At 56.0% G+C, this 10,162-nt stretch carries 11 protein-coding genes, 1 tRNA gene and 3 pseudogenes; 7 read left to right on the top strand and 8 right to left on the bottom strand.

Annotated elements, in window-relative coordinates; genetic code table 11:
* The coding region (locus M3P21_RS22820) for a DUF6538 domain-containing protein (protein WP_373320091.1) at positions 1-137 on the bottom strand (137 nt) is incomplete at its 3' end.
* 113 nt (positions 138-250) lie between these two features.
* Positions 251-327, bottom strand: a tRNA-Arg gene (locus M3P21_RS20205).
* Positions 328-726: 399 nt separating this feature from the next.
* Here M3P21_RS20205 and rpsJ point away from each other — a divergent pair.
* The 4 genes from rpsJ to M3P21_RS20185 are packed head-to-tail and all read left to right on the top strand — an operon-like array spanning position 727 to position 2,689.
* Entirely contained in the window at positions 727-1,041 is a 315-nt protein-coding gene (gene rpsJ, locus M3P21_RS20200) for a 30S ribosomal protein S10 (protein ID WP_005621947.1), read from the top strand.
* Positions 1,042-1,056: 15 nt separating this feature from the next.
* A complete protein-coding gene (rplC, locus tag M3P21_RS20195; protein WP_249713040.1) occupies positions 1,057-1,782 on the top strand; it encodes a 50S ribosomal protein L3 in 726 nt (241 codons plus the stop codon).
* The gene (gene rplD / locus M3P21_RS20190; protein WP_249713038.1) at positions 1,779-2,396 is read left to right on the top strand and encodes a 50S ribosomal protein L4; all 618 of its coding nucleotides are present in this window, start codon (positions 1,779-1,781) and stop codon (positions 2,394-2,396) included. Before rplC ends, rplD begins: the two co-directional genes overlap by 4 nt.
* The gene (locus M3P21_RS20185) at positions 2,393-2,689 is read left to right on the top strand and encodes a 50S ribosomal protein L23 (protein ID WP_037314932.1); all 297 of its coding nucleotides are present in this window, start codon (positions 2,393-2,395) and stop codon (positions 2,687-2,689) included. The genes rplD and M3P21_RS20185 overlap by 4 nt, the downstream gene beginning before the upstream one ends.
* A gap of 50 nt (positions 2,690-2,739) precedes the next feature.
* Here M3P21_RS20185 and M3P21_RS20180 read toward each other — a convergent pair whose 3' ends face one another.
* Both M3P21_RS20180 and M3P21_RS20175 read right to left on the bottom strand, forming a co-directional pair.
* The gene (locus M3P21_RS20180; RefSeq protein ID WP_249713036.1) at positions 2,740-3,087 is read right to left on the bottom strand and encodes a hypothetical protein; all 348 of its coding nucleotides are present in this window, start codon (positions 3,085-3,087) and stop codon (positions 2,740-2,742) included.
* 20 nt (positions 3,088-3,107) lie between these two features.
* Positions 3,108-3,401, bottom strand: a pseudogene (locus M3P21_RS20175) (transposase); the annotation flags it as partial.
* Positions 3,402-3,426: 25 nt separating this feature from the next.
* Between M3P21_RS20175 and M3P21_RS20170 the strand changes: the two are divergent.
* Both M3P21_RS20170 and M3P21_RS20165 read left to right on the top strand, forming a co-directional pair.
* Positions 3,427-3,690: pseudogene (locus tag M3P21_RS20170) on the top strand (IS21 family transposase); the annotation flags it as partial.
* Positions 3,691-3,731: 41 nt separating this feature from the next.
* Positions 3,732-3,905: a hypothetical protein gene (locus M3P21_RS20165; protein WP_373320089.1), complete on the top strand. Its 174-nt coding sequence runs from the start codon at positions 3,732-3,734 to the stop codon at positions 3,903-3,905.
* Between the two features lie 85 nt (positions 3,906-3,990).
* Here M3P21_RS20165 and M3P21_RS20160 read toward each other — a convergent pair whose 3' ends face one another.
* The gene (locus M3P21_RS20160; RefSeq protein WP_249713034.1) at positions 3,991-4,284 is read right to left on the bottom strand and encodes a transposase; all 294 of its coding nucleotides are present in this window, start codon (positions 4,282-4,284) and stop codon (positions 3,991-3,993) included.
* 144 nt (positions 4,285-4,428) lie between these two features.
* Between M3P21_RS20160 and M3P21_RS22815 the strand changes: the two genes are divergently transcribed.
* Positions 4,429-4,566 carry a transposase gene (locus M3P21_RS22815; RefSeq protein ID WP_373320088.1) on the top strand — a complete coding sequence of 46 codons (138 nt, stop codon included), beginning with the start codon at positions 4,429-4,431 and terminating at the stop codon, positions 4,564-4,566.
* A gap of 90 nt (positions 4,567-4,656) precedes the next feature.
* Here M3P21_RS22815 and M3P21_RS20155 read toward each other — a convergent pair whose 3' ends face one another.
* The 3 genes and pseudogenes from M3P21_RS20155 to M3P21_RS20145 form a co-directional block, all read right to left on the bottom strand.
* Positions 4,657-6,396 carry an aldehyde dehydrogenase family protein gene (locus M3P21_RS20155; RefSeq protein WP_249713032.1) on the bottom strand — a complete coding sequence of 580 codons (1,740 nt, stop codon included), beginning with the start codon at positions 6,394-6,396 and terminating at the stop codon, positions 4,657-4,659.
* A 76-nt stretch (positions 6,397-6,472) separates the two neighbouring features.
* Entirely contained in the window at positions 6,473-8,692 is a 2,220-nt protein-coding gene (locus M3P21_RS20150; protein ID WP_249713030.1) for an aminotransferase class III-fold pyridoxal phosphate-dependent enzyme, read from the bottom strand.
* Positions 8,693-9,063: 371 nt separating this feature from the next.
* Positions 9,064-10,041, bottom strand: a pseudogene (locus M3P21_RS20145) (IS5 family transposase).
* Positions 10,042-10,162: the final 121 nt, after the last annotated feature.

The following is a 10,162-nucleotide window of genomic DNA, read 5'->3' as shown; positions in this document are numbered from 1 at the left end:
GCCGCCTCTGCTGGGTCTTTGGTTTTCAGAGAGGTGAAGTAGAACTCTTTCCCATCGTAGTGAGCCTGTAGGTCTTCTGGAATTCTGCGACGGTAGTTCGCTCTACCACCACGCCATTGAATGTATCTGATGGTCATTCTTATTGGGCCGTATCTGAATCAGCTCTTCGACATGTGTCACCTAATGTGTCACCTATCGGAGCGCAAGAGCTAACTAAGGTATGGAAAGTACATACTTTTTTTGAATAGTCTGGTGACCCCGGCAGGACTTGAACCTGCAACCTATCCCTTAGGAGGGGATTGCTCTATCCAGTTGAGCCACGGGGCCGTGGCGAATGTCTAGACGGGATTTGTGCGGTTGTCATCGGCGGTCTGGCAGGTTTTTTTGCCTATTGGTAAGCGCGTCGAACTTTCAGCGGATGTTCGCATTGATTGCACCGCTTCCCGAGTAACTGTTCACTCTGTTGGTGACTTAGTCGCGACCGATGGGAAAGCTGCGATAGGCAAGGCGAAGGGGCCGGGGCGTTTCAAACACGAACGCGCGACATCTTTGGCGGCGGCGAACCATCATTCCCTCTTGCCACCTCTCATACACACCTGTATAGCGCGCGGGTTCTCATCAAGAACATCGAGGCGGGGTGATTCCCGCCTTTTGGGTTCGATGAGGGTGGGCGATGGGCGCCTGTCCTCCTCTCAACTCCAACGCCTGAAGATAAAGGCTGTTAGAATGCAAAGCCAAAATATCCGTATTCGGCTCAAGGCATTTGACTATCGCGTCCTGGATGCCAGCACGCAAGAGATCGTCAACACTGCCAAGCGGACCGGCGCACAAGTGCGTGGCCCGATCCCGCTGCCGAACAAGATCGAGAAGTTCACGGTTCTCCGTGGCCCTCACGTCGACAAGAAATCCCGCGATCAGTTCGAGATCCGCACGCATAAGCGTCTGCTCGACATCGTAGATCCGACCCCCCAGACCGTGGACGCGCTGATGAAGCTCGACCTCGCCGCTGGTGTGGACGTCGAGATCAAGCTGCAATCGTAATCGGAGGGTATGACAATGCGCTCTGGTATTATCGCAAAGAAAGTCGGCATGACCCGGCTGTTCCAGGAAGACGGCAGGCAGATCCCTGTGACCGTGCTTGAACTGGACGGCCTGCAGGTCGTTGCCCAACGGACCACCGAAAAAGACGGCTACACCGCCGTACAGCTCGGTGCAGGTTCGCCCAAGGTCAAGCGTGTCTCCAAGGCAATGCGCGGCCATTACGCTGCCTCGAAGGTCGAGCCCAAGCGCAAGCTGGTCGAGTTTCGGGTCGAAGAAGACGGGCTGATCGACGTCGGCGCCGAAATCTCGGCCGAACACTTCCTGGAAGGCCAGAAAGTGGACGTGACCGGTACCTCGATCGGTAAAGGTTTCGCCGGTGCCATGAAGCGGCACAACTTCGGCGGTCTGCGGGCCTCGCACGGTGTCTCGATCTCGCACCGTTCGCATGGGTCTACCGGTCAGTGTCAGGACCCCGGCAAGGTGTTCAAAGGCAAGAAGATGGCCGGTCACATGGGTGCTGCCCGTGTCACCACCCAGAACCTCGAAGTCGTCAAGACCGATGCCGATCGTGGCCTGCTCATGATCAAAGGCGCGGTTCCCGGCTCGAAAGGTGGTTGGGTGACCGTCAAGGACGCCGTGAAAAAGAAAGCCCCTGAGGGTCTTCCTTTCCCGGCTGCTGTCAAATCGGCCGCAACTGAAGCACCTGCGGAAGAAGTCGCCGCGGAAGGTGGTGAAGCATGAAACTTGATGTGATCAAACTCGACGGCGGCAAAGCCGGCAACATCGAGCTGGATGCCGAGCTGTTCGGTCTGGAACCGCGCGCGGACATCCTGCACCGTGTGGTCCGTTGGCAGCGCAACAACGCGCAGGCTGGCACCCACAAGGTCAAGACCCGCTCGGAAGTGGACTATTCCACCAAGAAGATCTACCGCCAGAAAGGCACCGGTGGCGCACGCCATGGCGCACGCTCGGCACCGATCTTCCGCGGTGGTGGCGTCTACAAAGGTCCGGTCGTGCGCTCGCACGGTCATGACCTGCCCAAGAAGTTCCGTAAACTCGGCCTGCGCCACGCGCTGTCTGCCAAAATGGCAGCTGGTGAGCTGGTCGTGATCGAGGATGCGACCGCTGAAGGCAAAACCGGTGCTCTGGCCAAACAGGTTGCAAACCTGGGCTGGAAACGCGCGCTGGTCATCGACGGGGCAACCGTGAACGAAGGGTTCCTGAAGGCGTCGCGCAACATCGAAGGTCTGGATATCCTGCCGTCGATGGGTGCAAACGTTTATGACATCCTCAAGCGTGACACGCTGGTGCTCACCAAAGCGGGTGTCGAAGCACTGGAGGCTCGTCTGAAATGAGCGCGAAAGCAGAACATTACGACGTGATCCGCAAGCCGATCATCACCGAGAAATCGACCATGGCCTCCGAGAACGGCGCGGTTGTGTTCGAAGTGGCGATTGACAGCAACAAGCCGCAGATCAAAGAAGCGGTTGAATCGCTGTTTGGTGTCAAGGTGAAGGCGGTGAACACCACCATCACCAAAGGCAAGGTCAAGCGGTTCCGTGGCCAGTTGGGCAAGCGGAAAGACGTCAAGAAAGCCTATGTGACCCTCGAAGAGGGTAACACCATCGACGTGTCCACCGGTCTCTGACCGAACCCGTCTTTGGAAAAAAGTGAAGGCCCCCGCGAAAGCGGGGGTTTTTATTTTAGCTCCTTCAAGCCAAAATTCTTGATAATTTCGGCACCTCGGTTTTTGCCACCTCTTTGTGAGTCACTTGATGTAGAAGGCAGAATTTCGCTCTGAAGTCCAAATAGTTCGTTTGGTGGTTCAAATTTTTGGTGCTTTCCATCGCGGGACTTTATGAAACCGAAGCCCGTTAGAAGTCGCCCCAAATTCTTAGGCATTTCATTGCCGTCCTTGCACGCACTTTTTATTTGATTCACTAGAGAAGTGGCGCGCCCGCTAAATGAGGTCGCCTCTACAAGCTTTTCAATGAACTTAGTAGTACGGGCGTCTGTCTCGGAACCTTGTGCGGCGAGCGATCGCATTAGGTTCCAGACTCATTGATTTACAGCCAGAATAGAACGGTAGCTGCGAGCGCGATGGCCGACAGGAAGACCTTCGGGCATCTGTCGTATCGGGTGGCGACGCGCCGCCAATCCTTCAGTCGTCCGAACATGATCTCGATGCGGTTTCTGCGTTTGTAGCGCCGCTTATCGTATCGGACAGGCTTGTCGCGTGATTTTCGACCTGGGATGCAGGGCCTAATTCCCCTGTCATTAAGGGCTTCGCGGAACCAATCGGCGTCATAGCCTCGATCTCCCAGCAGCCAGTCAGCCGATGGCAGACTGTTCACCAGAGCCTTATCGAGAGACAGGGGCAGTCAGGTGAAGGGATTGAGGGAGATCGTTTTGATCCACGATTTACGACGACAGGGGCTGAGCATCTCGGCCATCGCGCGCAAGGTTGGCTCTGACCGCAAGACCGTGCGCAAATATCTGGAACAGGGCCTGGAAGCACCGAGCTACGGCCCGCGTCCATTGCAAGGCAGTGTGCTGGACCCTTACCGGGTTTATCTGACGGAGCGTGTTCGGACGTTCCCTGATTTGTCGGGTCGGCGGCTTCTGCGCGAGATCAAGTCGATGGGGTATGGGGCGATGTCTTTGGTGATCCCGTCGTTGCCACCGCGCTTTTGGATCGGCTCTTACACCACGCCGTCGTCGTCCAGATCGAAGGGGCCAGCTACCGACTGCGCGGTCATACCGACCTGATCCCAGAACACACCCGCACAAACGCGCCCATCACACCGCCGCCACCGCCAAAGCGGCGCGGCCGTCCGCCAAAGAACGGAGCTGCAAGTCGCTAACCGGCTGACAACCGAAACCGCCAAACTGGGGAATTTTAACCTGCCCGTTTTGGGGAAAATTGAGATGCCATTGACATCTTGCGCCTCACTTGCCGATCCACGGCTTGAGCTTTCGTGACAAAAAAACGTTGGCGACGGCCAGTTCCCCGATCTTAGCGTGAAGTTCTTTGACCTGCTCCTCGTCGATCTCTGGGGGCTTCTTTCCGCCACGCTCGAACACGCCGGACGCGCCCTCCAGAAGCGCCCGTTTCCAGCTGTGGATCATCGTTGGGTGAACGCCAAACTGACTCGCCAGCTCAGCAACAGTCCGCTCGCCCTTCAAAGCCTCAAGCGCGACTTTCGCTTTGAACTCGGGCGAATGGTTCTTCCGTTTCGACATCTCTGATCTCCTCTTCGTCGAAGATCAGCAGACAACAAATCGTAGCTTACGTCAGTGTCCGAATTTCAGGGGGTAGCTCACTGTTCAGAATACAACGAAAGTCTCCGGCGCCAAGGTGATGTGACGATCTGAATCTCTGATAATGTGGTGCGGAACTGGAGATCGCCGCGCCGCAAAACACGCGGTGGTCAGTCACGTTACTCAAATTCGGCTATCGAGACCTGCCTCACTCTGCGGGTCGTGTTTCGACTTCCGCTTAGGCAACCCGCCGATCATCGCTGAAGAATGGGTCAGGCTTGCAGCAAGTACCCTGAGCCCAACCCCCCGGAAATCCCCAGTCGGGTGGTCCGAACAAGGGGAGCAGCTTACGGGTTAGGCGGCCACGGCATTCATCATGATCGCCTGCAGCTTGAACCAATTGGGTTGATGGTAGAAATCCGTCAACAACCGCCCCATAACCGCCTGGTTCTTGCTGCCAACCAACCAGGGCGGTTTGGGCATCAGGCTCAAATCCCCGGCGAACAGCAAGTTGTTTGGAAAGGGGCTCCAGGGGGCTTGCACCACGGATCGTTCGGTTTGTTCGAGCATCATCGTATTGTGAACCGTCCCGATGCCACTTTGAATGTCCTGCTTTGTGTGCCCCGGAAATGCTCCCCAAGGGCATTGAGCTGTCATATAGGCCAACCCTGTCCAGGTGTTGATGGCGATCGCTCCATATCGCAATTCCGCAATGATCTTTTCGAAGGTGATCTTTCCGATCTTCCAGATCGTTGTCGGGTGAATGATGATGTTTGCCCCAAGGGTGCCTTCAAGCTGGTCGTTTGCATAGGCAATTGCTGCCCGCAAATATGTCTCGGGGTCGGGCGCATCCAACTCGAGGGTACTGAATGCGGGGCCGAACACCTCTGTGGTCCTATAATACCCGTCCTTGTCGTCTTCGAGGTTCGTGATCACGAAGTCCAGGGTCCCGTCACGCTCGATCCTTTCGGCATTTTTCGAATGACGCGCGAATTCATCCAGACGTACCTTTGCACCTGGATAATAGGCTTCGCGACGCGAATTGCCGATGAATTTTCTTATCTGATCCATCAAGGCGTCCGTTTTGTTCCAGCCGCGTGGCAGGATCAGAGCTTGAAAGGCGACGCAGTTGAATCCGGAATTGTTCAGCTTTTGGGTCGCGATGTTCTCGGCTTGAAACTTGATATCTGCCCTCGACCAGGGCCCTGGCACCACGATGGTCGGGCACACGCCCCCCAATTCCGACGTAACGTGCCGGGTGTTCTTTGGCGTGTTCTTGGCCTTGTTCCTAACTCCTTCCTCGCCAGGCCCCCAGACAATCGCGTCATGTGTCGCGGCAGCCCCGGTAACATGGATCTCCTCGACCAGCGGATGATCTGTCAGATACGCACCAACGGCTCCGTCACCCTTGACAATGCGCAACACGTCGCGATCGATCAGCGGCTTCAAGGAAACCTCAAGGAATTCGGCAAGGTAGTCATTGACCGGGTTCATCTTGAGCAGAGTTACCTGATCCTCGACGAACAGTTTCTGAAAACAATCCAGCGGTGCGATCGAGGCCACATTGCCTGCGCCAAGGATCAGTGCGACCTTGCCGACCCGCTGATCCACAGGAATATCATAGATCTTTGCAACATGTTGTTTCAGGTTGTCTGCCGTGACGCCCGGTTGCATCCAGATTTCGGCTTTGACACCGGACATCAGCAAATGATCCCAGGTCGAATGAGGCAAGACCCGGACAGCAGTCTGTCCGGTCGCCACCTCGCGCATATGCAAATTGTCCAGGTAGGCCTTGTCCTGCATCTGTGACAATGTCTGCATAAACCCACTACAGGAAGTCATCATGGAATAAGGGCCGCCAAACCACTCTTCGCCTTCAAGGGACGACCCTTCGGGGATGCCCTTGTGCCGCACGGCTGCTGCCACCCAATCGTCGGCAACGCTTTTCAATGCGTCTTTGATATCTTGGAGAATGGTCAGCCGCTCTTGTATTCCGGTCTGCACCCATTTTTGTTTGGCCTGATCAAGCGTTTTAAGGGCGCCATCATACTCAGCGAAGGCTTTCTTTTGGGCCGGCTTCTTTTTTGCAGTCATGTCATTTCACCAAATTTTGCGAATCTTCCATTCAACACGTTGTGTGGTGTTGGGCTCTGATGGTGTAGACGCCCCTTTAGCGCTTTTCGGGCTTTTGCAGAATGAACGGGTAAGCCGTTCTGCGGACATTCCGCATCCACCAGGCGTTGACCAGTTTCAGCCGGTAAGCAAGCTCATAAGAACCCGCGTCCGTCTTATAGGCCTTATCCACCTCTTCCCGGGTGATCTGCGCGTTGGAGGGCAGCCACCGGTTCGCTGCAACCAACGTTGGATCAATCCATTGCGGCATACCCTCGCGGTTCAAGTTGCCAAGCAGGTCGATATAGTTTTCGCGCAGGTCGTAGTAGGATTTCAGCAACTCGGGGGCCATAAATCGGCGTAAGTACGGACGCAATAGCGCCGGGTACGGTTTCATAATGGTATCCAGATCCAATATTTCTTTCCCGGCTGACGTACGCATAAACGGGGTTGAGACATCAATCTGCATGGCTTTCCCGTCCAGCCACACCCAATTCGAAACCTGGGCGTCAATGCCAAGCGTTGAGCTGGTCGCATTTTTTGTGGTTTCCAATACCGCATTCAGCACCGGGTGGTCGACGTCCGGCGTGGCGGCACGCAGGATATTCGAGACCAGTTGATCCTTGCTCATCAGCGGCTGGCAAAGGTAAAGCCCAACGCCGTCTTGTGATGTCGCAACAAATCGACCCTCGGTGGGCACCACCGGGCACCCCGCCTTTTCCATGCTGGAGATATAATCGTTGACCACACCGAGATACGCTTCGGCACGCGCGCGGTTTGGGAATGGCGGCAGGCGTTTGAAGGCGGCAACCGGATTTTCTTTCGGGAAAGCCACGGTGACGCAGATCTCGCCTTGCCCAATTGTTTTCAGCGGATGAAAATCCGGAGCCTGCAGATGAGCGTCAACTGCACGCTCCAAGTCTTGGACCACTTCATCCGAGACGTCGATTTGGGGGATCGACGATGCAATTGGTGCCTTGGGGCGCGGTTCGGCTTTTGGGATTGGCAGATCCGCCATGGCGGCAAGGGCATCATCCAGACGCTCCATGCCTTTCTTTGCGGTCTCCATATCCAACAGCACGCCGGGTTTGAATTGCAGCGTCGACATGTCGAAACCGGCAAAAATCGCCCAGACGCCACGTTCAACCAATTCCTTCATCAAAATGATGCCGCCTTCGGCGTAGGAGGTCTTGAGCCCGATCACCACGCCGTTCTGATGCACCTTCTCCAGATGCGGATGGCGGGCTTGCAATTCAGCAAAGGTGGTCTTGAAATAGGCAGACAATTTGGCGACGTTTTCAGCAACTTCCGGGCGCTGCGCGACTTCAATAACTTTCCGGCTGACGATACAGCCCAGTTCGGACCCGCCGAAAGTGGTGACATGGCCCCAGCCATATTCCTTGAGATAGGTGCTGCAGCGATCCGACATCAGCAGCGCCGCAAAGGGGTAGATACCGCCGCCCACACCTTTGCCGGTAACCATCAGATCTGGCTCGACGCCGAAGGTCTGAGTGCCCCAAAGATCGCCCGTACGCATCAGACCGGTTTGCACTTCATCGGAGATGTAAAGCGTACCGTGTTTCCGGCACAGATCGGCCACGCCCTGCAGATAACCCGGATCGGGTGACATGAAACCAGCGGTGGCGGGGATCGTCTCGATCAGTGCGGCCGCGACTTGGCCGGTGGACAACACCCGCTCCATCGCGTCGAGATCGTTGAACGGAACGGTCAGAAAAACTTCGGGATTGTCACTGAGGAAATATGCCGCGGTGCTCGCATCACCGGCGGCTCCGGACAGGCCCGAGCGCCCGTGATACGCGCAGTCAAAGGCCACGATGGCCCGCCGGCCGGTTGTCTGGCGCGCCACTTTGATCGCAAGGTCCACCGCTTCGGACCCGCTCGAGGCGAATGATACAAAGGGCATGTCGCCGGGGGCCGCGGCGATCAGAGCTTCGGCAAACTCGGCGCGGGGGCCGCTTGGGAAATGGTGATTTCCGATGTCATATTTCTTCAGACCCTCCTGCAGCGCAGCAAGGAATTCCGGGTGGCGGTGGCCAAAATTATAGGTGCCGCCATTCAGGTGAAAGTCGAGAAAGGACTTGCCGTTGACGTCTTTGAACTCATACCCTTCGCGCTCGCCAATGAGGATTTCAACGCCCGCCTTTCGGAACGTGTCCAGGCGATGCGGGATGAGATGCTTGTGGTTGAAATCCAGAATATGTGACCGATAATTGTCCCCGGACGTAGCGGTAGCGGTAGCGGTAGTTTTCTTGGTCATCAGTGATCCTCCCAATCAATTTCTTTCAAGCGCGACAAATCTGCGCCTTCTTGTTGTTGTCCGAATTGTCGCGCTATCTCCAAGCAGCAATCTGACCGTTCGCAGTTAATGCGGATGTTGGTGGGTTTACCATGGCACCCCCCGACCAGATGAGTACAGCTTTTAGTTTCCTTTCAGCGGGTCCAACGTAGATCAACCCTGACCTCGGAAGGGCCAGCGTATTTTGCAATATGACGAACAGGGAGGCGTTCTGTCTTGCCCAGTTTGTCGGGATTTTTGACATTTTCGGTCGGATGTGCCGCATACGCTGCTAGACGGCGTTGTTGCATAGATCGGCTGCGCTTTGGAACGCGCCCTACCCGAGATGGATTTCAGGCAACGCGTTCGAAACTCGGGCGGCAAAATTCGGTCATCCGGTTCAGAATTAGGACGCCGATTTGAGCTTCAGTCTTTTGGGTTTCGAATGCGCACGCCTTCAGCTTGGGCCCGATGATCCCCTTCCATCGGCCCATGAGAGTTTCACATCGGCTGCGTTGATTGTAGCCAGTGGCTTTCTGCCAGGCCATTCGCCCGTGGCTTTCGATCTCGGCGATTTGGCGGTCTCGTGCCATCGGATCTTGGGACGCATTGGGGCTCAGGAACGCGTTTTTGGGAGGTGGGATCGTCACCTCGATCATTGGTCCGAACCGAGCGGCAAGCAATTCAGATGTTGGTTCTCCCTCATAAGCTCAGTCTGCTAGAAAGAGATCAACCGAGCCGTCGACTTGATCCAAGAGCTCTGGAAGCGCTGTCGGATCGCCAACGTCATCCTTAGAGAGATCAGAGCAGACGATCTCACCGCTGACAATATCAAGACCGAGGTGCAGCTTGCGCCAAGAACGCCGTTTGCGCTTTGTTTTATGCTTCTCCTCGAGCCAGTCACCCTCGCCGAAGATTTTTAGACCAGTACTGTCCACGACCAAATGGACTGGCTTACCGCCGCTAGGCTTTCGCGTCGCACGCAGTGCTCGCCCACTGCTCCTGCAGGATAAGGTGGAGAAATCAGGCACTGCGATCTCAACTCCAAGCAGCCCTGCAATACAGCGCATCAGGCCCTGAGTTTGCCGCAGCGGTTGCTTGAAAACCATCCCCAATGTCAGACACAACTCAATCGCCAGATCCGAATGGCGCGGCTGTCCACCACGCGTTGTTCGGCGCGGTGCCGACCACAGGCCAAGCGCATCTTCGCTGACCCAGACTGTTAGATCACCTCGCTGTCGCAGGCCTTCGTTGTACTCAGATCAGTTGGTCACACGATGCCTTTGCTTCGGGATCTTATCACGACGAGCGGCGTTGAACTTATGCGGCATTTACAGCATCCTGAAAGGAACGGACCGCCTCGATATCAGCGCATGGGCGATCCGTGCAACAACACCCCAGCAACCCATTCTCATCGCCACAAGCTGAGGTGTCCGTCAGATCAAGTCTGAA

This window comes from Ruegeria spongiae (assembly GCF_023502395.1).
Classification (GTDB): Bacteria; Pseudomonadota; Alphaproteobacteria; order Rhodobacterales; family Rhodobacteraceae; genus Ruegeria_C; species Ruegeria_C spongiae.
Note: the sequence above shows the minus strand (reverse complement) of the source record. Positions and strands in the feature narration are given on the sequence as shown.

Bases quoted from the DNA above. Each gene is read 5' to 3' on its own strand.
- rpsJ (WP_005621947.1), top strand. From the start codon at position 727: ATGCAAAGCCAAAATATCCGTATTCGGCTCAAGGCATTTGACTATCGC.
- rplC (WP_249713040.1), top strand. From the start codon at position 1,057: ATGCGCTCTGGTATTATCGCAAAGAAAGTCGGCATGACCCGGCTGTTC.
- rplD (WP_249713038.1), top strand. From the start codon at position 1,779: ATGAAACTTGATGTGATCAAACTCGACGGCGGCAAAGCCGGCAACATC.
- M3P21_RS20185 (WP_037314932.1), top strand. From the start codon at position 2,393: ATGAGCGCGAAAGCAGAACATTACGACGTGATCCGCAAGCCGATCATC.
- M3P21_RS20180 (WP_249713036.1), bottom strand. From the start codon at position 3,087: ATGCGATCGCTCGCCGCACAAGGTTCCGAGACAGACGCCCGTACTACT.
- M3P21_RS20160 (WP_249713034.1), bottom strand. From the start codon at position 4,284: ATGTCGAAACGGAAGAACCATTCGCCCGAGTTCAAAGCGAAAGTCGCG.
- M3P21_RS20155 (WP_249713032.1), bottom strand. From the start codon at position 6,396: ATGACTGCAAAAAAGAAGCCGGCCCAAAAGAAAGCCTTCGCTGAGTAT.
- M3P21_RS20150 (WP_249713030.1), bottom strand. From the start codon at position 8,692: ATGACCAAGAAAACTACCGCTACCGCTACCGCTACGTCCGGGGACAAT.